The organism is Burkholderia sp. KCJ3K979 (assembly GCF_016759955.1).
Taxonomy (GTDB): domain Bacteria; phylum Pseudomonadota; class Gammaproteobacteria; order Burkholderiales; family Burkholderiaceae; genus Burkholderia; species Burkholderia orbicola.
The window spans coordinates 1-22,529 of the sequence record NZ_JACFYV010000099.1; the positions used below are offsets into that span (position 1 = coordinate 1).

A 22,529-nucleotide genomic window follows, 5' to 3' on the forward strand; every position below is an offset into this window, starting at 1 on the left:
CGACAGGCACTGACTTCAACCGTGGAGAGTGTCATCATGAATGCTCCGGCAGTGGTCGCCGAAACGCGCCATTCTTCTTCCGCCGCACCCGCAGCTGGCACACCCGTTGCCGGTATGCCCGCCGTCGGCACACGTCTCGCCGTGCAGCCCGTGATTCTCGCCGGCGGTTCCGGCACGCGCCTGTGGCCGATGTCGCGCGAGCGTTTTCCGAAACAGCTGATCGGACTGCTCGGCGATCACTCGCTGCTGCAATCCACCGCGCTGCGCCTCGACGGCCTGACGGCCGACTACCCGCTGAACGACGACGTGCTGATCGTATGCGGCGAGGATCATCGCTTCACGACCGCCGAACAGCTGCGCCTGACGGCCAGGAACGCGACCATCATGCTCGAGCCGCTCGGCCGCGACACCGCGCCGGCGCTGACGCTCGCCGCGTTGCGGCTCGTCGCGAACGGCAACGACGCGGTGATGACCGTGATGCCGGCCGACCATGCGGTCGCCGACCTGCCGCGCTTTCACGCGGCCGTCGCGGCCGGCGTGCACTGCGCGGCGCAAGGCAAGATCGCGACGATGGGCATCGTGCCCAAGCACGCGGAAACCGGCTACGGCTACATTCGCGTCGGCGCACCGCTCGGCGACGCCGGAACGGGCACCCTCGACGTGCGCCGCCTTGACCGTTTCGTCGAGAAGCCGCACCTCGAGCTCGCGCAGCAGTACGTCGCGTCGGGCGAATACTGGTGGAACAGCGGCATCTTCATCGTGCGCGCGTCGGTGTGGCTGAACGCGATCCGGCAGCTCGAACCAGCAATTTACGCGGCCTGCGAACAGGCCGTCGCACAGGGCAAGGAAGACGGCGATTTCTTCCGCGTCGATCGCGACGCATTCGCCGCGTCGCCGTCGAACTCGATCGACTACGCGGTGATGGAGCCGCTCGCGAGCCAGCCGCAACTGTGCGAAAGCGTCGTCGTGCCGCTCGATGCGGGCTGGTCCGACGTCGGCTCGTGGGACGCGATCTGGCAGATCTCGCCGAAGGACGAGAGCGGCAACGTCGGCCGCGGCCACGTGCTGTTCGAAGGCGCCGACTCGACGTTCGCGCATTCGGAAAGCCGGCTCGTCGCCTGCGTCGGCACGCAAAACCTGGTCGTCGTCGAAACGCCCGACGCCGTGCTCGTCGCGGATAAATCGCGCGTGCAGGACGTGAAGAAGATCGTCGGGCACATCAAGGCGCGACAAGGCACCGAAGCGACCGATCACCGCAAGGTACATCGTCCGTGGGGCCACTACGACTCGGTCGACACCGGCGAGCGCTTCCAGGTGAAACGCATCGTCGTGAAGCCGGGCGCGCAACTGTCGCTGCAGATGCACCATCACCGCGCCGAACACTGGATCGTCGTGCGCGGCACGGCACGCATCACGCGCGGTGACGAAACGTTCCTGCTGTCCGAAAACGAATCGACGTACATTCCGCTCGGCGTCTCGCACCGCCTGGAGAACCCGGGCAAGATGCCGCTCGAGCTGATCGAAGTGCAGTCGGGCGCGTATCTCGGCGAGGACGACATCGTCCGCTTCGACGATACCTACGGTCGGCAGTAACGCGTCATGCAACAAAGGGCGCCGCTTATACAGCGGCGCCCGGGCAAGGCAGACATGGAGACACCGAACTTCCGCGCGGGCGTCGTGGCACACGACGGCCCGCGCGTTGCACGGCAGCGGCGATCAGCCCACGCGGTACGCGTATTCGCGACGCTCCGACTGCACGGGATCGTTGCGGCTTTCCGACAACACGCCCGCGCGACGCTCGGCGATGAAGCGCTTGATGTCCGATTCCGCGCGCGCCAGCGCCGACAAACCGGCCAGCACCTCGCCTTGCGGCTCGCGCGCCGGGGCATCGCTCGCACCGTGGCGATCGATCCACTGGCGCGCCCACTCGAGCGCGTACTGCTCGGCTGCCTCGGCGTCGGTGAAGCGCGGGCCGATCAGGCCCGAGCGTTCGACGCGCCGGTCGTCCTGCGAGATCTCGGCCCACGCGCGATACATCAGGTTCTGCACGGGCTGCGCGATGCCGCTGATCGTATAGCCGCGATACTCGTCGACCTGCGGCTCGGCCGCGGCGAAGCTCGTCGCCGACGCGCGCGCATGGCGCAGCTCCGCGGCCGGCGCGCCGGGCACCGCGAACGACACGTCGGCGCGGCCGTCCACCTGGTCGGCCGACATCGTGCTCAACGACGCACCTTCGCCCTCCCAAACGTTTGCCTGCGCAACCGGCAATTGCCACGACTCGGGGTTCTGCCAGAACACGCCACGCAGACGGTCGTTGTCGGGCACCGGTTCCGCACGGCGAGCCGGCACGACCGCCTCCGGCGGCGGCGGAATATACGCGAACGTGCGCCCGCTGAACTGGGTCAGCACGTCGATCATCTTCAGCAGCGTGCCGTTCGCGAGCCACTCCTCGTAGCGACGACGGCACGTCGGCCCGGACGGATAGCGGCCGGGCAGCTTTGACCAGGCTTCCCCGGTCGTCAGGATCCACAGCACCGCGTTGGCGACGACACGCGGTTCGGCGCGTGGACGCCCACGACGGTTCAGCCGGATGGGTTCATCGGCGATCAGCGCTGAAAGGCGAAACCACTCTTCATCGTTAAGCTCATCGAAGAACATAGTCGATCTCTCCACGCAGCCAGGCCGGGGCTGCGATTGGCGGCGCCGTCGCGACACTTCGCGTCGCGGGGCGGCCAGGTTGCACATTATGGTTATCCGGCGTTGTGCATACCGGGCGACACCGCACTTTCTCGGTGCCGCGATTCCCGGCAATGGCGCACACATCGCGGTCTCACTCCAATGTGGGAATTTTTGTGCACGAAGCATACCATCCCTAGGGTTTATCTCAATATGACAATGACTTAATGTTACGCACTGAAACAACCTGCCATGGGCGGGCAAACCATTTATGCTTGAATTTTTTTGCGAGATCTTTATGCCGATGGCTGCAAAAGCCCGTCCAGCGGGGCTCCGCAGCGTCTGAAGAATGCGCTTAAACAGGCGGTTTCGGGCTGGTCCGGCCCCTGCCGGCGACACCACCCGGAATAGCCTCCGAAAATCGGTAAATCAGGGGAAAATTCGTAACAAGATATTCACGAATCGGTAAATCGTTCAAATTGAGCTGAATCAAATTATCTTCATGCACAATCTCTTTATTGTTTCTCTGCGATTGATGAAAACACGCTGACGCAGCGTGCCCAATGTGTCCCCGCATGCAAATCCGTCACGCTTGTTACAACTTCGCGGCGAGCGCCACGCGGCCGCGCCGCAGAGCGTGAGGCGCTGCTTTCTTCGGGTCGGAACGGAAAAGCACAGACCGGCGTGCACGGGCACGCGACGGCGGCGACCGTGGCGCTAGCGCAGATCGCCAGCCAGCGATGCGGCCACGTCCGCGTCCACGCGCTGCGGCGGCATCGTGTAGGCCGGGTGATCGCAGCCGATCGACAGCGCCGCCCCGCCCTTGAGCGCCGCGCGCATCGGGGCATCGAACTCGAAGCGGACGAAGTGCACGGCCGAGGTTTTCTCCGCGTTGTCGCGCTCGAGATCCTCGTCGGCGATCGCGTAGACGCTCGCGTATCCGTCGACCTGCAGGTACACGCGATCCTCGACACCGATCAGCCGCGCGAGCGCCGCGCGCCGTTCGATCTCGTGCTCGTACTCGATCTGCATCGTCGCCTTCAGGTTGGTGCCGTCGGGCACCAGCGGCAGATACGCTTCCAGCTCCCCTTCGATGCCGGCTTCGTCGAAGATCTTCTCGATGTGCAGCATCTCGTGGATCTGATAGCGGATCGTCGTCTCGTCCTCGAACAGGAAACGCAGGTGGTTGCCGAGCGCCACCGCGCGGCGGCGCTTGTACGCGACGAGCCGCGCGTGTTCGGCCTTGCGGATCTTCGCGTACGCTTCGAGCGTCAGCAGGGAGTCGCGGGTCAGCGTCATGGACGTCCTCATGAATGGCCGGCAGCGGCTCAGATGCCGTACGCACGACGCAGCAGCGTCAGCGGATGCGCGAGCGGCGCTTGCGGCAGCCCGTTCTCGTCGATGCCCTGCACGATGTGATGCCCGGCGAGCGCGCAGTCGGACGACACGACATCCGGCCGTGGCTCGGCCATCGCCTTGAACACCGGCGCGCCGATCCGCATCGCGTCCGCGTGAAATGCCTTCTTCACGCCGAACGTGCCCGCGTGGCCCGAGCAACGCTCGACGACGTTCACGCGCGTATCGGGCACGAGCGACAACGCATCGGCCGTCTTGCGGCCGATGTTCTGCACGCGCGCATGGCACGGCACGTGATACGACACGGTGCCGAGGCCGGTCTTGAAATCGGTCTTCAGCAACCCGTCGCGATGCCGCGCGATCACGTATTCGAACGGGTCCCAGAACGCGTCGGCCACCGCGCGCACGGCTGCGTCGCCGGGGAACATCAGCGGCAGCTCGCTCTTGTACATCAGCACGCAGCTCGGAATCGCGCCGATCAGCGCATAGCCTTCGCGCGCGTAGCGCTCGAGCACCGGGATGTTGACGGCCTGCTTCGCGGCGACGCCCTCGAGATTGCCTTGCTCGAGCAGCGGCATCCCGCAGCACGCTTCGCGCGTGACGAGTTCGTACGGGATCTCGTTGTGCGCGAGGATCGCGAGCAGGTCGTGGCCGATCCCCGGCTCGTTGAAATTCACGTAGCAGGTCGCGTAGATCGCGACCTTGCCGGGCGTGCGTTCGCCGTCGCGCACGGGCGGGTCGTCCGAGCGCGTGGCGGCGCGCCGGAACGTGCGCGGCGCGAATTCCGGCAGCCACGCATGGCGATCGACACCGAGCGCCGCTTCGAGCGCGTGGCGCGCGGGCGGCGTGCGGTTCACCGCATTGACCGCCTGCGTGACGACCGGAATGCCCGCGAAATAGCCGAGCGCATCGGTATTCGACAGCACCTTGTCGCGCAGCGGCGCTTCGCCGCGTTTGTAGCGCGCGGCCTTGGCGCGCAGCATCAGGTGCGGGAAATCGACGTTCCATGCGTGCGGCGGCACGTACGGACATTTCGTCATGTAGCAGAGATCGCACAGATAGCACTGGTCGACGACCTTGCCGAACGCGGCCTTCGGCACTTCCTCGACGTCGCCCATCGGCGTGTCGTCGACCAGGTCGAACAGCGCCGGGAACGCGCCGCACAACGACACGCAGCGCCGGCAGCCGGCGCAAATGTCGAATACGCGCGTCATTTCCGCATCGATCGCCGTCTGGTCGTAGAACGCTTCGGACTGCCAGTCGAGCGGATGCCGGGTCGGCGCTTCGAGACTGCCTTCCTTGTGGGGCATAGGGCGCTCCCGCGTGGCGCGCATGTGCGCAAGCGCACCGCCCGCACGGTGCGGGCGGCGACGGAACGAACAGCCGGCCGCGTGCCGGTCGCGCGGCGCCGCCGGGCGGCCCGCGCGGCGGCCTGCCGTCAGTCGACGAGACTGTCCAGCGCCTTCGTGTAGCGGTTCGCGTGGCTGCGTTCGGCCTTCGCGAGCGTCTCGAACCAGTTCGCGATTTCGTCGAAACCTTCGTCGCGCGCGGTCTTCGCCATGCCCGGATACATGTCGGTGTATTCGTGCGTCTCGCCGGCGATCGCCGATTCGAGATTCAGCCGCGACGAACCGAACGGCAAGCCCGTGGCCGGATCGCCGACGGTTTCCAGGTATTCGAGATGGCCGTGCGCATGGCCGGTTTCGCCTTCGGCGGTCGAGCGGAACAGCGCGGCGACGTCGTTCTGCCCCTCGACGTCGGCCTTCGAAGCGAAATACAGATAGCGCCGATTCGCCTGCGATTCGCCCGCGAATGCGGCCTTCAGGTTCTCTTCGGTTTTGCTGCCCTTGAGCTGAGCCATTTGCGCCTCCGTTCGAGTCGGCGCGGCCGCGTGCGACGCCGGGCCGATCAGATATGTGGGGAACGATGCATGCGCCGGGCGCGCATCGTGCTCTTCAATCTAGGCGCTCAAGTTCGCATCCCCCAATAGGCTTTTTCAATGCGGGCGATAGTGTGCTGCGCGGGCGGTGGGCGGACGGTCGGGAAGATGGACTGGGCGCGGTCGTCGTGCGTCGTGCGTCGTGCGTCGTGCGTCGTGCGTCGTGCGTCATAGAGAATGCGTCATACGGCAGCGCGTCACGCATCCATCGCACGCTTGAGCAGCAACTCGCGCTCACGTTCGTTGCGCGTCAACTCCGCCGCGCGGCGGAACTCCAGCTTCGCCTCGTCGGCACGGCCGAGCTTCGCGAGCAGATCGCCGCGCACGCTCGGCAGCCAGTGATAGCGCGCGAGCGCCGGATCGTCGCGCAGCACGTCGACGAGTTCGAGCGCCGCGGCCGGCCCGAACGCCATCCCCACCGCCACCGCGCGATTGAGTTCGACGACCGGCGACGGCGCGACTTCGGCGAGCGCGTCATACAGCGCGACGATCTGCGCCCAGTCCGTGTCCGCCGCCTGTCGCGCACGCGCATGGCACGCGGCGAGCGCGGCCTGCAGCGCATACGGCCCGCGCACGCCGCCGAGCTTCGTCGCCCGCTCCAGCGCCGCGAGGCCGCGCCGGATCAGCAACGGATCCCAGCGGCTGCGGTCCTGGTCGAGCAGCAGCACGGGCCGGCCTTGCGCGTCGACGCGGGCATGCATGCGCGACGCCTGCAGTTCCATCAGCGCGACGAGCCCGAGCACTTCGCTTTCGTCCGGCGCCAGCCCGGCCAGCACGCGGCCGAGGCGCAACGCCTCGTCGCACAGCGCCGGACGCATCCAGTCGTCGCCGGCAGTCGCCGCATGGCCTTCGTTGAACACGAGGTAGATCACTTCGAGCACGGACGCGAGCCGCGCCGGCCGCGCATCGGCCGCTGGCACCTCGAACGGCACGTGCGCCGCCGCGAGCGTGCGCTTCGCGCGCACGATCCGCTGCGCGATCGTCGGCTCCGGCGTCAGGAATGCGCGCGCGATCTCGCCCGTCGTCAGCCCGCCGAGCAGCCGCAGCGTCAGCGCGACGCGCGCGTCGGTCGACAGCACCGGGTGGCACGACGTGAAGATCAGCCGCAGCAGGTCGTCGCCGATGTCGTCGTCGCCCGCATCGGCGATCGCGTCCGCGATGTCGGGGACGACGTGCGCCTCGAGCGCGTCCATCTCGTGGCCGAGCTGGTCGCGCTTCGCCGCATGAAGCGACTCCTGCCGGACCCGGTCGAGCGCGCGCCGCTTCACGGCCGTCATCAGCCAGGCGGCCGGGTTGTCGGGCACGCCGTCGACGGGCCAGTGCTCGAGCGCCGCGACGAGCGTGTCCTGCGCCAGTTCCTCGGCCACGCCGACGTCGCGCACCACCCGCGCGGCCCGCGCGATGATTTTCGGCGCCTCGATTCGCCAGACCGCTTCGATCGCACGATGCGTCGCCTCATGCGTCACGACGCCTGCCCCTGGGCCGACGCATCCAGCGGCATGGCCATCAGCTCCCACGTATGGCCGTCCGGATCGGTGAACCCGTGGCCGTACATGTTCGGGTACTCGCGCGGCGCCTGCGGCGCGGCCCCGCCGGCCGCCAGCGCCTTCGCGACGAGCGTGTCGACTTCGGCGCGGCTGTCGCACGACAGGCACGACAGCACCTGGATGTGCGTCGCCGGATCGATGATGGTCTTGTCGGTGAAGGTCTGGAAAAACGGCCGCACGAGCAGCATCGCGAAGATCGTGTCGCTGATCTGGATGCACGCGGCCTGCTCGTTGGTATAGGCCGGCACGACCTCGAAGCCGAGCGCCTGGTAGAACGTCTTCGCGCGCGGCAGGTCGGCTACCGGCAGGTTGATGAAAACCATCTTGTGCATGACGGGTGCTCCCGGTGAGGTTGGATTCAGGCGTGGCTGCGGCCGACGTGGAGATCGCGGAACCGCTCGACCGCGTCGCTCGGCGTGAGGTCGTCGAGCTCGAACAGCGGCCGCACCTCGATCTCGCAATCGAGCTCGGCGCCGAACGGCGCGGGGAACCGGCGCGTCCATTCGAGCGCCTCGTCGCGCGAGCGCACCTGGATCAGCGTATAGCCGGCGATCAGTTCCTTCGTTTCGGCGAACGGGCCGTCGATCACCGTGCCCTTGCCGCCGGTGTAGCGCACCCGCCAGCCGTGGGCGCTCGGCCTCAGGCCGTTGGCGTCGAGCAGCACGCCGGCCTTCGCCAGTTCCTCGTGATAGACCATCATGGCCTCGACCAGCCGGTTGTCCGGCAACGCGTCGGATTCGCTGACGGCGTTCGCCCGGATCATGATCATGAATCGCATCGTTTACTCCTTGTCGTCGGTGGAAGGCGGCGCCCGTTCCGCGGCGCCTTATCCGGACGACGGACGAAAGACGGCCGGATCGACACGCGCCACGACAAATCAGGGTAAATACCGAGTCGCGACGTTCACAGGAAGCACGGGCCGACCGCGCGCACCTCGACCGTGCACCATTGCGCGGCCGGGCACTGGCGCGCGATCTCGATCGCTTCTTCGCGCGTGGGGACGTCGACGAGGAAGAAGCCGCCGACCATCTCCTTCGCCTCGGCGAACGGGCCGTCGAGCAGCCGCGTCTCGCCGTCGCGCACCTGCACGCGCGTGCCGCGTTCGGACCGCTCCAGCGACTCGACGCCGCGCAGCACGCCGCGCGCCTTCAGCGACTCGGCGAAATCGACCATCCGCGCATAAAGCGCCTGGCCTTCGTCGAGCGTGCGCTCGGCGCGCTGTTCGGTCGGTTCGACAATCAACAGCATGTAAGACATGGATTTCTCCTGTGGGGACGGGGCGCGGCGACATGCGCCGGGCGAGCGGCACACGACGCCCGGTGCGAAAGCGTAACAGCCGCCGAGCGGCTTGCCGCATCGTTGGCCAACCGGCACTGGCCGGACGGCCATTTCGGCCGCAGCCTGACATTTTGCCTTCAAGATGCGGTCCCGAACTGTCGGATTTTCATCCTGTGGACCGTCTCATGTCACGCCCGCTTCCCCTCTCTGCCGTTGCGCTGTTCGTGGTGTTGTCCGCCGTGCTGTCCGTGGCGCTCCTCGCCCCGCCGGCCGCCGCCGCTGCACTGCCGGTCAGCAGCGGCTGCGGCGGTGCGGCCACGGCGATTGCCGAGCTCCGGCGCGGCGGCGGGCCGTCGCCGCTCGCCGGGCAAACGACGTCGATCGAAGCGGTCGTCACCGCGGCGTTCGGCGGCGCCGACGGCCTGGGCGGCTTCTTCGTCCAGCAGGCCGACGCGCAGCGGCAGCGCCGGCCGGGCGTCCCGGAAGGGTTGTTCGTCTACGCACCGAACACGCGCGCGACGCCCGGCGACCTCGTGCATCTGACCGGCAAGGTCGACGAGAAATACGGCCGGACGCAATTCACGCTGACGAGCCGCATGGCCGTTTGCGCACGCGGGCAGACGGTCACACCGGCGACGCTCACGCTGCCCGTCGCGTCGCTTGCCGTCCTGGCCGCGCACGAAGCCATGCGCGTACGCCTGCCGCAAACGCTGACGGTCAGCGATACCTACGCACTCGGTCGCTACGGCAGCATCGTGCTGAGCAACGGCCGGCTGCGCGTGCCGACCCAGGTCGCGCCGCCGGCCGACGCTGCCGCGCAGGCCGCGGCCAACGCACTGAACCGCATCGTGCTCGACGACGGCTCGAGCCGCCGCGACCCGGCGACCGTCCGCTATCCGCCGCCCGCGCTAAGCGCCGCCAACACGCTGCGCGCGGGCACCACCGTACGCGGCGTCGAAGGCGTGCTCGAATGGCGCTACGGCGCATGGCGGCTGCAACCGGTGGCCGGCGCGGCGCCCGTGTTCGATGCCGCGGCGAACCCGCGTCCCGCGCCACCGGCCCGACATCCTGATGCCGACGTGCGCATCGTGTCGTTCAATGTCTTCAATTATTTCAACGGCGACGGCCATGGCGGCGGATTCGACGCGCCGGGCAACCGCGGCGCGAAAACGCCCGCCGCGTTCGCGCGGCAGGAAGCGAAGATCGTCGCGTCGTTGCGCGCGCTGCGCGCCGACGTGATCGGGCTGATGGAAATCGCGAACAACGGCCACGGCGACACGAGCGCCATCCGTCGGCTCGCCGCGCAACTCGGCGACGGCTGGCGCGCGGTCGATCCCGGCACGGCGCGGCTGGGCCGCGACGCGATCGCGGTCGCGCTGCTGTACGACAGCCGCACGGTCGAGCCGGTCGGGCGCGCCGTCACCGTCGCACTCGGCGGCCGCCACCGCCCGCCGCTCGCGCAGACGTTCCGGCGCATCGACGGCACACGCACGTTCACCGTCGCGGTCAATCACCTGAAGTCGAAGAACTGCCCGCATGCGAGCGGCGCCAATCTCGACCAGTCCGACGGCCAGGGCTGCTGGAACGCGGCGCGCACGCGGGCGGCCGCACGCGTCGCCGACTGGCTCGCCACCTCGCCGACGGGCATCGCGGCCGACGGCGTGCTGCTGATCGGCGATCTGAACAGTTATGCGAAGGAAGACCCGCTTCGCACGCTCGAAGCGCGCGGCTACGCGAACCTGGTTGTGCGCTTCGTCGGCGATGCTGCGTACAGCTACGTATTTCGCGGCGAAGCCGGCAATCTCGACCATGCGCTTGCCACGCCGGCGCTCGCCGCGCGCGTGAAGGCCGTGCGGTTCTGGCACATCAACGCGGACGAACCGGTGGTCTTGCAACCCGTGCCCGATTACAAAACGTCCGCGCAACGATCGGCTTATTACGCACCCGACGCCTACCGCTCGTCGGACCACGATCCCGTCGTCATCGACGTCGCGCTGGACGACGCCGCCACGCAACCGGCACCGGGCACAAATCGTGCGCATCGATGACGCGTCGAGTAGTGCATTTGCATCAGCGTCCAACCTGCAATGGCACTATTTACCTGACGCCCCTGGCGACGCCATATTTACCGGACCTTCACTGCGACCCGCTGCTCGACACGCTGTATCGCCGCGAAACGCGAAATTTTTTCAACCGCTGCGCCGCCCCGTGCGGCGGGGCTTCCCGGCGATCCTGCCGACGAATTGAAAATTTGTCTCGAAACTCAATCGGATCAAGTGAATCACATCAGTTGCTGGGATTCGTCTTATCTTCAAATTGCCTGGAATCAAAGGAGGATAAACACCATGGCGCTTACCGACTCGATCGAACACAAGCTGGACCGCGGCCTGTCCGATATTCGTCGCACCGGCCGGCGCGTGGGCCGCACGACGCGCGCGGCTGCCCGCGACCTGCATGCCGACGTGACCGACGATCTGCGCGGGCTGGTCGACGAACTGGAAGATCTGCTGAAAAACGATGGCGATGGCGATATCGCCGCGCTGCGCAAGCGCGTGCAATCCCGGCTCGATGAAGCGCGCGGCGCGCTCGACTATGCGTCGGGCAGCGCGGCCGCCCGGCTGCGCGATTCGGCCGAGCGCGTATCGCAGGTCGTGCACGAGAACCCGTGGCAAACCGCCGGCGTCGTCGCGGGCCTTGCGTTCGTTGCGGGCCTGCTCCTTTCCCGCCGTTGAACGGGGCGGCGTGCACCGCCGCCCGCCCGTCATCCATCAGACAACGAAGGAGAACCGCCATGCAGAAGTCCCTCGCCATGAAAGCCGCCGCCGCCGTGATGCTCGGCAGCCTCGCCCTCGCCGGCTGCACGACCACGCCCGGCAAACCCGATAGCGCCGCGGCCAGCGCGTCGAAGCGCCAGTCGATCGACGCCAGCGTGAACGCAACGCTGTCGCGCCTATATTCGACGGTACCGGGTTCGCGCGACCTCGTCTCGAAAGCACGCGGCGTCCTCGTGTTCCCGAATGTGCTGCAGGCCGGCTTCATCGTCGGCGCCCAGTCCGGCAACGGCGCGCTGCGCGTCGGCGGCAGCACCGTCGGCTACTACAACACGTCGTCGCTGTCGGTCGGCCTGCAGGCCGGCGCGCAGTCGAAGGCGGTCGTGTTCCTGTTCATGACGCAGGATGCGCTCGACTCGTTCCGCAAGTCGGACGGCTGGTCGGCCGGCGCCGACGCGTCGGTCGCGGTCGTGAAGGTCGGCGCGAACGGCGCGGTCGACTCCAACACGGCTACCGCACCGGTGGAAGTGCTGGTCCTGACCAACGCGGGCCTGATGGGCGACCTGTCGGTGAACGGCACGAAGGTCACCAAGCTCAACATCTGACGATGCGGCACGCGGCCTCGCGCCGCGTTCGCTTCCCGGCAGCGCCGCGGCCCCGGCCGCGGCGTTTTCGCATGCGTCTCTCGCAGCGGCTATGATGGCGGCACCTTTGCGGGCATACTCCGCATGGGCCGCCCGGCGGCGCGTTGCGCCGCGAACCCGTGACGTTCGCGAACCGATCGCGCGCGGGACAACGAGATTCAATCCAACCACGCATCAATCTGCGCGAATGCCACTCATGGATAGCGGACAAGACCACCAAAAATTCTTCTACTTCCTGCTGTTCGCGGTCACCGTCGGACTGTGCTGGATCCTCGCGCCGTTTTCCGGCGCCGTCTTCTGGGGCACCATTCTCGCGATCCTGTTCCAGCCCGTGCAACGCTGGCTCGCCGCGCGCTTCGGCAAGCGGCGCAACCTGGCCGCGCTCGTCACGATGTCGCTCATCATCCTGATCGTGATCCTGCCGCTCGTGTTCGTCACGGCCACGCTCGTGCAGGAAATCGCCTACGTGTACCAGGAGCTCAAGGACGCGCAGCCGAATTATTCGCAGTACTTCCACGACATCATTCACGCGCTGCCGACGTCGATCCAGAACCTGCTGCAGAAATACGGGTTGACCAACATCCCGGGCATCCAGAAGAAGCTGACCGACGGCGCCGCGCAGATCAGCCAGTTCGCGGCCACCCAGGCGCTCAGCATCGGCCAGAACACGTTCCAGTTCGTCGTGAGCTTCGGCGTGATGCTGTACATGGTGTTCTTCCTGCTGCGCGACGGCGGCGAGATCGGCCGCCGCGTGCGCCGTGCGCTGCCGCTCGACGAAGAGCACAAGAACCTGCTGCTCGCGAAATTCACGACGGTCGTGCGCGCGACGGTGAAGGGCAACATCGCGGTCGCGCTCGTGCAAGGCGCGCTCGGCGGGTTGATCTTCTGGATCCTCGGGATCGAGGGCGTGGTGCTGTGGGGTGCGCTGATGGCGTTCCTGTCGCTGCTGCCGGCGATCGGCGCGAGCCTCGTCTGGGTGCCGGCCGCGCTCTACTTCCTGATGATCGGTGCGGTCTGGAAGTGCGTGATCCTCGTCGCGTTCTGCGTCGGCGTGATCGGCCTCGTCGATAACCTACTGCGCCCGATCCTCGTCGGCAAGGACACGAAGATGCCCGACTGGGTCGTATTGATCTCGACGCTCGGCGGGATGGCGCTGTTCGGCATCAACGGCTTCGTGATCGGGCCGCTCGTCGCCGCGCTGTTCATGGCCAGTTGGGACATCTACGCACGCTCCGAACAGGGCGAATGACGCCCTCCGGCCGCCGGCGAACCGCACGCGTGCGGAGAGCGGGTCAAGGATGACGGATATGAATCACGACGGGCGCCACGGCGCCCGTTGCTTCATCCGCCGCGACCGTCATCACGCCGCCATACGGGCCGACGCGATGAACCCGGCCCGGCGCCAGCGGCATACTTCGCTCGGTGTGCGCATCGCGCCACGTGGCACGCACCGCCGTGCCGTCATCCGGCGCGAACGCCGCACCGTCGGGCTTCACCAGCGCGACCTGCGCACCCGGCAAACGCCGGCCATGCGCATCGAACCGGACCGTGGCCGTTGCCCCGCCATCGGCCGCCTGTCCCGCGTCAACGAGCGCGCCCACCGGAGCATCGAGCGTCACGTCGTACAGATCGACGAGCGAGCCGGTGAACCGCACGACGCCATCCGATGCGGGCTGTCCGGCCGCCATCGCGCTCGACATGGCAATCGACATCGCGAGCACGATACCGAGCCCGAACACCCTCTTCCGCACGGCCCCGGCGCTCATTGCCGTTACCGATGCCGATCGCTTCGCGTTGTTCCGCATGTTCCCTCCCCTCTGCCGCGTCACCAGAAAAACAGGCGGCGTGACGCGTCGTCACGCCGCCTGTGTGCTGGCAATCACTGTAGGGAGAGCGGCTCGGACAATATATGGGACAAGTCCTAAACTGCAGCCGGGTTGATCGAACTCAGCGCGGTCGATCCGCGCCCGCGGCCCGATCCGACAGGCGTGACACGCCCGTCACGCGTCCGGATCGACACGCAACACGAGCTTGCCGCGATGGTCGCCGTCGAACAGGCGATTCAACACGTCCGGCGCGTTTTCGAGACCGTCGGCCACGGTCTCCTCGGCCTTGAGCCGGCCGTCGCGCAGCCAGCCCGCGAGCGTCTGCACGGCTTCGCGGCTCTTGCGGTAGTCGAGGATCAGGAAGCCGCGCATCGTCAGCCGCTTCGAGATCAGCACGCCGACGTCGTCGGCCGCGCGGCCGCTGTTGTAGTTCGAGATCACGCCGCACAGCGCGACACGCCCGCCGATCACCATCCGCGACAGCACCGCGCGCATCACCTCGCCGCCGACGTTCTCGAAGTTCACGTGCACGCCGTCCGGCGTCGCCGCCTTCAGTTGCTGGCGGAAATCGTCGGCCTTGTAGTCGACGGCCGCGTCGAAGCCGAGCGTCTCGGTCAGGTAGCGGCACTTGTCCGCACCGCCCGCGATGCCGACCACCCGCGCGCCGTGGATCTTGCCGATCTGCCCGGCGATCGAGCCGACCGAGCCGGCCGCCGCCGACACGACGAGCGTTTCGCCCGGCTGCACCGGCGCGATGTCGGTCAGCCCGTAGTACGCGGTCAGCCCGCTCATCCCGCACGCGCCGAGCAGCGTGGGCAGCGGCAGGCCCGACTGCGCGGGCAGCTTCACGAGTTGCGCGACCTGCTCGGCCGGCACGACCGCGTAGTCCTGCCAGCCGACCAGCCCCTGCACGAGATCGCCTTCCGCGAAACCCGCATGGCGCGACGCGACCACGCGGCCGATCCCGAGCGCGCGCATCACCTCGCCGATCGCGACGGGCGGCAAGTACTGCGGCACGTCGCTCATCCATACGCGGTTGGTCGGGTCCATCGACAGATACAGCACGCGCACGAGTACCTCGCCGTCGGCGAGCGCCGGTACCGGCGTCTCGACGAGCGAAAAATGGTCGCGGCCGACCCGCCCTTCCGGGCGCGTCTTCAGCAGCAGCTGGCGGTTCACGGGTGTCGACATGATGTTCTCCTCCAATCGTTGTGGTTCGGGATACGCGTCAGACCGCGCACATGCCGCCGTCGATCACGAGTTCGGCGGCCGTCACGAAGCGGCTCTCGTCGGACGCGAGATACACGGCCGCATGCGCGACGTCGTCCGGCTCGCCGAGCCGGCGCAGCGGAATGCCGCGCGCGAGCTTGCGGGTCGCGTCGCGTTCGCCGAGCGACTGGAACAGCGGCTCGACGATCCCCGTGCGAATGAACGCCGGGTGAATCGAATTGCAGCGCACGTCGATCTCGCGGCGCGCACAGTCGATCGCGACCGACTTCGTCAGCGACGCGACCGCCGCCTTCGATGCGTTGTACGCGGTGAAATCCGGCTCGACCTTGAACGCGGCGACCGACGAGATGTTGATGATCGACGCGGGATAGCTCTCGGCCAGATACGACAGCGCATGCTTGCAGCCGAGCACGATGCTTTCGACGTTGATCGCCATCACGCGCCGCCATTCGTCCAGCTCGATTTGCGCGGGCGAACCGATCGAGCCGACGCCCGCGTTGTTGACGAGCACCGACAGGCCGCCCATCGCATCGGTCGCCTGCGCGAGCAGCGCCTGCCAGCGGGCTTCGTCGCGCACGTCCTGGGTCGCGGCGAACGCGACCGGCGTCGCGTGACCTGCGTTGAGTTCCTGCGCGAACGCGTCGAGCACCGCCGCTTCCGCGATGTCGGTCACGAACACGCGCGCGCCCTGCTCGACCATGCGGCGCGCGATCGCGCGGCCGAGGCCGCCCGCGGCGCCCGTGATGTATGCGCACTTGCCCGCGAGGCGCGGAGAAAGGATTGTCATGTGACCTGCTCCTGTCGTGAATCGTCGTCGCGGAACGCTGCCGCGACGGGGTTTCCCGTGCATCTTCCAGCCGACGTGCGCCGGCATGGCGACGCATCGCACGGGTTTTCCGCGAGTATATCGAGATGAATGCGACGCGCGCGGAACCGGCCGCACAGCCTTGCCCGCGGTTGAACGACAGCCAGCGTACGCGAATGCCGCCAATCGATGAAATGAATATTCGTTATGCCCGGTCATAGACCTCATTCATGACTTGCGCGTACCGGCGACGGTGCGCAAAGAGGCCGGCGCGACCAGTCGGATGAACGGGCAGACGAATCGATTATCGGGATAACGGAAGTGTGGCGTCCCGCACGGAAGAGAACGCCCTGGGGGAAGATGAACCGACTTGCCATCGTGCGCCGGCCGGAAAACACCGGACCGAATGCCGGCGGCAGGAAGGCGGTGCCGGAGCACCCGCCATCGGCACCAGTCAGAAGCCTTCGCCCGACGGCGCCCGCACGAACGCGCAGAGCTGCGGCGAATGCGTGTCGATCATCTGCTGGAACGGCGCGCGGTGCCCGTACGCGATGCCCGACACGAGCAGCAGGCAGACCGCGGCGACGCGCGGCGAGAACGCGCGCTGCCGCACGCCGTCGTAGCCGCGCAGGAACACCAGCGCGACCAGCGCGCCGAGCAGCCAGCCGATGACGACTTCCGGCACGGTGTGCGAGTGATCGAATACGCGGGCAACGGCCGTGATCGCGCCGATGGCCAGCCCGGCCGCGACGCCGGGCGCCTTGCCGGGCCGGAACGCCTGCCACAGCATCGACAGCGCGACCGTCCATACGGACGTCGACAGCATCGTATGGCCGCTGATCACACGGAAATCGAACCGCGCAAGCTCGATGCCGCAGCCGGCATACAGGATCTTCGTGGCGCCGACGACGCCCATCCCGGCGGCCAGCAGCACGCCCCAGCGGGCGGCGAGGCGCCAGTCGGTCAGCGCGAGCCACGCCGCGCAGGTCACCGCGATCGGCAGGGTCAGCGCGGCATCGCCGATGTTGCTGATTTCACTCCACATGATGGACTTCGGAGACGATCGAAAGACCGCAGTTTACCGCAGGCACGCAGCATGCCTGTGTCAGCCTGTGACAGGCTGTATCAGCCCGCGACACCGGTAATCAACAGCAGGTTCGTGCCGGTGATCACGGCGAACAGCGCCCACGCGGCCACCTGCATCCCGCGCCCGATCGCGTGCTCGCCCATCGTGCGCCGATCGCTGACCGAGCGGATCAGCGGCCACATCGCGAACGGCAACTGCAGGCTCAGCAGCACCTGGCTCCACACGAGCAGTTGCCCGACCGAGCCGTCGCCGAGCCACAGCACGCCGATCAGCGCCGGCACGAGCGCGAGCCCGCGCGTGATCAGCCGGCGCTGGTAGCACGGGATCTTCGTATGCAGGAAGCCGTCCATGATGACCTGGCCGGCGATCGTGCCGGTCAGCGTCGAGCTTTGCCCCGACGCGAGCAGCGCGATGCCGAACAACAGCGCGGCCGCGCCGCCCGCGATCGGTGTGATCAGCCGGTACGCCTGCTCGATGTCGGTCACGTTGTGCTGGCCCGTCGCATGGAATGCCGCGCCCGCGACGACGAGGATCGCCGCATTGACGAGCATCGCGACGAACAGCGACACGCAGGTATCGATGCGCACGAGCGCCAGCGTGTCGCGGATCACCCCGCGCGCGCCGCCGACGACGTGCCGCGTCTGCACGACCGACGAATGCAGGTACAGGTTGTGCGGCATGATCGTCGCGCCGACGATGCCGAGCGCGAGCACGATCGCATCCTTGCGGTCGTGGCCCGGGTCGCCCGGCACGAGGCCGCCCACCACCGCATGCCAGTCGGGCGGCGTGATCGCCACCTGCGCGACGAAGCAGAACGCCATCGTCGCGATCAGCCCGAGCACGATCGCCTCGATCTGCCGGAAGCCCTTGCCCTGCAGGCCGAGCACGATCACCGTGTCGAGCGCGGTGAGCACGACGCCCCACGCGAGCGGCACGCCGAGCAGCAGCTTGAACGCGAGCGCGCAACCGAGCACCTCCGCGATGTCGCACGCGATGATCGACACTTCGGCGGTGATCCACTGCACGACGCGGCCGAACCGGCCGTAGCGCTCGTAGCTCGCCTGGGCGAGATCCTTGCCCGCGACGAGGCCGAGCCGCGCCGCGAGCATCTGCAGGAAGATCGCCGCAAGGCTCGAGAACGCGACGACCCACAGCAGCGAATAGCCGAACTGCGAGCCGGCCTGGATATCCGTCGCCCAGTTGCCGGGGTCCATGTAGCCGATCGCGACCAGCAGGCCGGGGCCGAAGAAACGCCTGAGCTTCTGCCAGCGCGGCGCGGCGGCGTCGATCGTGATGCTGCCCTTTACTTCCGACGGGCAGAAAGGGGCGGTGGCGGTAGTGGGGAGGAAGGGCATGGAAACCGGGAATCGAGATCGCGATCCGTCGATTTTACGGGTATCCGTCCCGTTTTCCCGCGCGCGGCCACGCAGGCGTCGCAATCCGCCCCGTCGCCGTCGCAACACGCGGCGGCAAGCCGTTCGTCAGGATCGGGCGACGCCGCGCCGTGCGCGAGGATCTTTTCCCGCTCGGCGACGCGAAATTCGGTCGGCGACATCAACAGCCGCTGACGAAACAGCTTCGCGAGCCGCTCGCCGCTGCCGAAGCCGGTGCGCCGCGCGACCTTGTCGGCCGGCAGCGTCGTATGGATCAGCATGTGGCACGCCCGCTCGAGCCGCACGTGCTGGACGAACTCGGTCGGCGTCACGCCGATTTCCTTCTTGAAGCGCCGCAGGAAATTGCGCTCGCTCATCGCGGCCGCCTGCGCGGCGTTCGCGATCGAGATGCGGTTCACGCTCTGCGCACGCAACCGCTGCGCGGACATCCGGATCGACGGGCTCGCGCTCAGTTCGCGAAACGCCCACATCGACTGCGCGTAGCGCTGCTCGACCGGCCGCATCATGTTGCTGGCGATCTCCTGCGCGGCGCCGTCGCCGAGGTCGACGCGAAACATGTCGAGCGCGGCGGCGAACACGTCGGTCTCGCCGGCCTGCAATTCGATCGTCGTGGTGGCGCGGCGCCCGGCCCGGCCGGGCCGCACGTCGATTGACGACGACGGCCGCCGCGTGGCGGCGAGCGCGGGCAACTCCATCGCATCGACGATCCAGCGCGCATGCTGGCGAATGTCGGACAGGCGCCGCTGCAATGCGTCGTCCCAATTGACGGCCGCGCGCTCGCCATGAAGATGAAAGAACGCGCGCGCACGGCGGCTATGTTCGTCGCCGAACGGCTCGGCCGCGATGCGCACGCCGGACGACGACTGCAACAGTCCCCCGCTTTCGGATACGTACTTGAGCTGGTAATCCGCGCTGTACGCATGCAGGCGATTCGCCAGGTTGAAGGCTTCGCCGAGGCGCGCGGCCTGGGCCAACGAAAACCCCGTACTCAAATAGATAACGACCCACCGCTGATCTGCTGCATTCACTGGCCAAGCCCCCGACTCGTTCGACTTCTTCTAATACCGTCGAACTGTCAGGCTTATATTTGGTTTGAATGCGTGCGACAGGACGGCTATCCCGAAATATGAAGCGACGGCATCTTAGCCGAACGGGTAGCGCCTTTGGCGCGAAATGGCCGACCGGGACAGCATGATGGCGGATTACTACAGGCTGGCGTGCGCCGCTGGTATGCCGGCACGGAAATGCATAGGCGATGCGGCCGATTATTGCGGCCGTCATGCGTAATGACATGCGTGTTCGATTGCGTTGCGCATCGGTCAAACGGATGCTCGCGTATTGGCGCGAACGGCATCGACACGCATCGACACGCATCGAACGCGCACGATCGCCACGCATACCAACCGGCGCATCGGTTGCCCACGCATCCTTTAGAATCGATCCGTCCTTCACCTCGCCGCCCGCGCTCCGTGCCCGCCGATCACCGTCTCGACCTGAACCTGTTTCGCGTGCTCGACGCCGTCTACGTGCACGGCGGCATCGGCGCGGCCGCCCGTGCGCTGCATCTCACGCAGCCGGCCGTCACGCATGCGCTCAACCGGCTGCGCGCGCATTTCGACGATCCGCTGTTCGTACGTCAGGGCAACCGTGTGGTGCCTACCGAGCGCACGCGGTCGATCATCGCGGACGTGCAGTTGCATCTGAAAGGCTTGCAAGGTACCGCGCGCGATCCGTCCGCCTTCGATCCCGCGACGCTCGACCTGAGTATCGCGGTCGGCATTCGCGACGTGCTCGAATCCATCGCATTGCCGCGCATCGTCGCCGCGTTCGCCGACGAAGCGCCGGGCCTGCGGCTCGTCAGCCGCCGCATCGCGGTACCGGACATCGAACGCGAACTCGCGTCGGGCAACCTCGATCTCGTCGTCGACCGTCGCGTGCAGACGGGCCCGCGCATCGCCACCGAACACCTGCTCGACGATTCGCTCGTCGTCGCGCTGCGCCGCGATCATCCGCTCGCGCACGACCCGCTGCGACGCGGCGACTATTTCGCGGCGCAGCATATCGCCGTGTCGTCGCTCGGCGAGCCGCAATCGCTCGACGTCCTGCTCGGCAACGACGGACGCTTCCGCGACATCCGGCTCACCTGCCAGCACTATTTCGCCGCCTGCCAGATCGCCGCGGCCGGCAACCTGCTCGTCACGCTGCCGCACACCTATGCGCTGCGCATGGCCGCGCTGCTGCCGATCGTCGTGCGGCCGCTGCCGCTGCGGCTCAAGCCGTTCCCGCTGCTCGCGTACTGGCACGAGTCGCGCGACACCGATCGCGCACATCAGTGGGTGCGCGAACGCATCGCCACGCTCGTGCGCAGCAGCGCCGGCATCGCCGACGCGTAGCACGCAGCGCACGCCCGCGCGGCCGGGACGGTATGCTGACGGCTGCACGCCGCCACCCGGCGCCCGCTTTCCCTGATCCGCTTACCGGAGACTCGCCATGTCGCTCATCCACGCCGCCGCCGTCCTCGATGCCGATGCGCCCGACTACGTCGTCCAGTTACAGGCCGGCACGCACACACTGACCGGCGACGAAGCGCCGCGCGAAGGCGGCCAGGATCGCGGGCCGGCGCCGTACGAGTTCGTGCTCGTCGGGCTCGCGCAATGCACGGCCGCGACGCTGCGTATGTACATGCAGCGCAAGACGTGGCCGGCCGCGCGCATCGCGGTGCGCACCGAACTGCATGCCGATCGCGAAGGCGTGCAGTACGTGCGCCGCGTCGTGACGCTCGACGGCCCGCTCGACGACGCGCAACGCCAGCGTCTCACGGAAATCTGCGAGAAAACCCCGGTGACGCAGTTCATCAAGCGCGGCACGCGGATCGAAACGACGTTGAACTGACGCACGCGGCAGGCCATACGCACTGCCACTTGAAAGCTTGAAAAACGAAACGGGCGGGCCGCGCATCCGGCGCGACCCGCCCGTTCATCGATCCCGCCCGACGCTTACAGTCCCAGCGCGGCGAGGTCCAGCTTGCCGTCCTTCATCGGCGGGCACCAGAAATACGCGCCCGTCAGCGGCCGCGTGAAGCGGAACAGGCCGTCGACGATGCCGTCTTCCGCGCCGCTCATCCGGCGCATCTGCACGTCGAACGCGCGGAACGAGCAGCCGAACGCGACGAAGTACAGGCCCGCGCGGCGCGTGTCCGACCACGGCGACGAACGGCGCAGCATGAACGCCTCGGGCTCGAAGCTTTCCTGCGCGGTGCGCTTCACGTGCGCGAATTCGGGTGCGTCGTCGAGTTCCTCGTTGTCCGAACGGCGGCGCCCGATGATGTGATCCATCTCGCCCGACGGAATGCGCTCCATCTGGTCGAAGTCGTGTACCCACTGCTGCACCGCGACGAAGCTCGAGCCGTCGAGCCCCGCGCCCTGCCCCGTCACGATCGCCGCGGCCACCGCGTCGTCGCCTTCCGGGTTCTCGGTGCCGTCCTCGTAGCCGGACAGGTCGCGATCGTTCGAATAGCGGAAGCCGTCGACGGCCTCCTGCAGCGTGAACGCCGGCGCGAGCGCGCGTTCGATCTCCCGCGCGCGCAGTACGATCTCGCCGCGGTCGTCCGAGCGCAGCCAGACCCACACGTCGGCCGGCGTCCTCGGCAGCGTGCGGTCGTTCACCGCGAACGCCGGGTACTCGGTCAGGCCCGGCACCGAATGCCCGAGCCAGGCGGCCAGCGCGTGTCCGAACCCGACGACCGTGTCGCGTCCGTCGACGATCTCGCGCAGCGCGGCCAGCGCCGCGGCGATATTGCCGTCATTCGACATCGTGAAAGTGAGGTATCGGGCTGCCGTATCGATCGGAGCCAGGATGCCTTGCTGAACGTCGCTCATCGTTTCCTCGGGAATGGTTCGGAGTGAATCTGTGCGGGCCGCATTGTCGCGCGCCGCGGACGCGCAAGTGTAATCGATGCGCCCACCGGCCCCCGGCC

General features: G+C 67.7%; 22 protein-coding genes. 7 read left to right on the forward strand and 15 right to left on the reverse strand.

The features are described 5' to 3' along the window. Positions 1-36 precede the first annotated feature (36 nt). Positions 37-1,593 (forward strand): mannose-1-phosphate guanylyltransferase/mannose-6-phosphate isomerase, encoded by a 1,557-nt coding sequence (locus H3O04_RS20590; protein ID WP_202588346.1) that lies wholly within the window; start codon positions 37-39, stop codon positions 1,591-1,593. 123 nt (positions 1,594-1,716) lie between these two features. Here H3O04_RS20590 and H3O04_RS20595 read toward each other — a convergent pair whose 3' ends face one another. The 8 genes from H3O04_RS20595 to H3O04_RS20630 form a co-directional block, all read right to left on the reverse strand. After that, on the reverse strand, positions 1,717-2,658 hold the full coding sequence (locus H3O04_RS20595; protein WP_202588347.1) for a transposase: 942 nt from the start codon (positions 2,656-2,658) through the stop codon (positions 1,717-1,719). A gap of 735 nt (positions 2,659-3,393) precedes the next feature. After that, positions 3,394-3,975, reverse strand: coding sequence for a DUF3501 family protein (locus H3O04_RS20600; protein ID WP_011548201.1), 582 nt, complete (start codon positions 3,973-3,975; stop codon positions 3,394-3,396). Positions 3,976-4,004: 29 nt separating this feature from the next. After that, on the reverse strand, positions 4,005-5,342 hold the full coding sequence (locus tag H3O04_RS20605; protein WP_202588348.1) for a heterodisulfide reductase-related iron-sulfur binding cluster: 1,338 nt from the start codon (positions 5,340-5,342) through the stop codon (positions 4,005-4,007). A gap of 128 nt (positions 5,343-5,470) precedes the next feature. Beyond that, on the reverse strand, positions 5,471-5,893 hold the full coding sequence (locus H3O04_RS20610; RefSeq protein WP_006479492.1) for a rubrerythrin family protein: 423 nt from the start codon (positions 5,891-5,893) through the stop codon (positions 5,471-5,473). Between the two features lie 275 nt (positions 5,894-6,168). Continuing rightward, on the reverse strand, positions 6,169-7,437 hold the full coding sequence (locus H3O04_RS20615; protein WP_011548203.1) for an RNA polymerase sigma factor: 1,269 nt from the start codon (positions 7,435-7,437) through the stop codon (positions 6,169-6,171). Continuing rightward, entirely contained in the window at positions 7,434-7,850 is a 417-nt protein-coding gene (locus H3O04_RS20620) for a VOC family protein (RefSeq protein WP_006479494.1), read from the reverse strand. Before H3O04_RS20620 ends, H3O04_RS20615 begins: the two co-directional genes overlap by 4 nt. 26 nt (positions 7,851-7,876) lie before the next feature. After that, complete coding sequence (locus tag H3O04_RS20625; RefSeq protein ID WP_202588349.1) at positions 7,877-8,296, reverse strand: YciI family protein; 420 nt, start codon at positions 8,294-8,296, stop codon at positions 7,877-7,879. A 125-nt stretch (positions 8,297-8,421) separates the two neighbouring features. Then, positions 8,422-8,775: a YciI family protein gene (locus H3O04_RS20630; protein WP_011548205.1), complete on the reverse strand. Its 354-nt coding sequence runs from the start codon at positions 8,773-8,775 to the stop codon at positions 8,422-8,424. 206 nt (positions 8,776-8,981) lie between these two features. Between H3O04_RS20630 and H3O04_RS20635 the strand changes: the two genes are divergently transcribed. From H3O04_RS20635 to H3O04_RS20650, 4 genes are all read left to right on the forward strand, one after another. Continuing rightward, on the forward strand, positions 8,982-10,844 hold the full coding sequence (locus H3O04_RS20635; protein WP_011548206.1) for an ExeM/NucH family extracellular endonuclease: 1,863 nt from the start codon (positions 8,982-8,984) through the stop codon (positions 10,842-10,844). Between the two features lie 297 nt (positions 10,845-11,141). Next, positions 11,142-11,528: a DUF883 family protein gene (locus H3O04_RS20640; RefSeq protein WP_011548207.1), complete on the forward strand. Its 387-nt coding sequence runs from the start codon at positions 11,142-11,144 to the stop codon at positions 11,526-11,528. Between the two features lie 59 nt (positions 11,529-11,587). Next, entirely contained in the window at positions 11,588-12,172 is a 585-nt protein-coding gene (locus H3O04_RS20645) for a BPSL1445 family SYLF domain-containing lipoprotein (RefSeq protein ID WP_011548208.1), read from the forward strand. A gap of 235 nt (positions 12,173-12,407) precedes the next feature. Continuing rightward, positions 12,408-13,460 (forward strand): AI-2E family transporter, encoded by a 1,053-nt coding sequence (locus tag H3O04_RS20650; protein ID WP_012338503.1) that lies wholly within the window; start codon positions 12,408-12,410, stop codon positions 13,458-13,460. Positions 13,461-13,503: 43 nt separating this feature from the next. On the opposite strand, the gene H3O04_RS20655 is transcribed toward H3O04_RS20650, so the two are convergent. The 6 genes from H3O04_RS20655 to H3O04_RS20680 all read right to left on the reverse strand — a co-directional run bounded on the left by H3O04_RS20655 (position 13,504) and on the right by H3O04_RS20680 (position 19,527). Continuing rightward, positions 13,504-14,016, reverse strand: coding sequence for a hypothetical protein (locus tag H3O04_RS20655; RefSeq protein ID WP_011548210.1), 513 nt, complete (start codon positions 14,014-14,016; stop codon positions 13,504-13,506). A gap of 195 nt (positions 14,017-14,211) precedes the next feature. Next, positions 14,212-15,228, reverse strand: a complete 1,017-nt coding sequence (locus tag H3O04_RS20660) for an NADP-dependent oxidoreductase (RefSeq protein WP_011548211.1) — start codon at positions 15,226-15,228, stop codon at positions 14,212-14,214. A gap of 37 nt (positions 15,229-15,265) precedes the next feature. Continuing rightward, a complete protein-coding gene (locus tag H3O04_RS20665) occupies positions 15,266-16,054 on the reverse strand; it encodes an SDR family oxidoreductase (RefSeq protein WP_011548212.1) in 789 nt (262 codons plus the stop codon). A gap of 472 nt (positions 16,055-16,526) precedes the next feature. After that, positions 16,527-17,117, reverse strand: coding sequence for a phosphatase PAP2 family protein (locus H3O04_RS20670; protein WP_011548213.1), 591 nt, complete (start codon positions 17,115-17,117; stop codon positions 16,527-16,529). A gap of 80 nt (positions 17,118-17,197) precedes the next feature. Then, positions 17,198-18,514: an Nramp family divalent metal transporter gene (locus H3O04_RS20675; RefSeq protein ID WP_011548214.1), complete on the reverse strand. Its 1,317-nt coding sequence runs from the start codon at positions 18,512-18,514 to the stop codon at positions 17,198-17,200. Beyond that, on the reverse strand, positions 18,463-19,527 hold the full coding sequence (locus H3O04_RS20680) for a helix-turn-helix domain-containing protein (RefSeq protein ID WP_034196433.1): 1,065 nt from the start codon (positions 19,525-19,527) through the stop codon (positions 18,463-18,465). The genes H3O04_RS20675 and H3O04_RS20680 overlap by 52 nt, the downstream gene beginning before the upstream one ends. 495 nt (positions 19,528-20,022) lie before the next feature. Between H3O04_RS20680 and H3O04_RS20685 the strand changes: the two genes are divergently transcribed. Further along, positions 20,023-20,946, forward strand: coding sequence for a LysR family transcriptional regulator (locus H3O04_RS20685; protein ID WP_011548216.1), 924 nt, complete (start codon positions 20,023-20,025; stop codon positions 20,944-20,946). 97 nt (positions 20,947-21,043) lie between these two features. After that, on the forward strand, positions 21,044-21,445 hold the full coding sequence (locus H3O04_RS20690) for an OsmC family protein (protein ID WP_202588350.1): 402 nt from the start codon (positions 21,044-21,046) through the stop codon (positions 21,443-21,445). Positions 21,446-21,549: 104 nt separating this feature from the next. Here H3O04_RS20690 and H3O04_RS20695 read toward each other — a convergent pair whose 3' ends face one another. Next, positions 21,550-22,431, reverse strand: a complete 882-nt coding sequence (locus H3O04_RS20695) for a Dyp-type peroxidase (protein ID WP_011548218.1) — start codon at positions 22,429-22,431, stop codon at positions 21,550-21,552. Positions 22,432-22,529 lie beyond the last annotated feature (98 nt).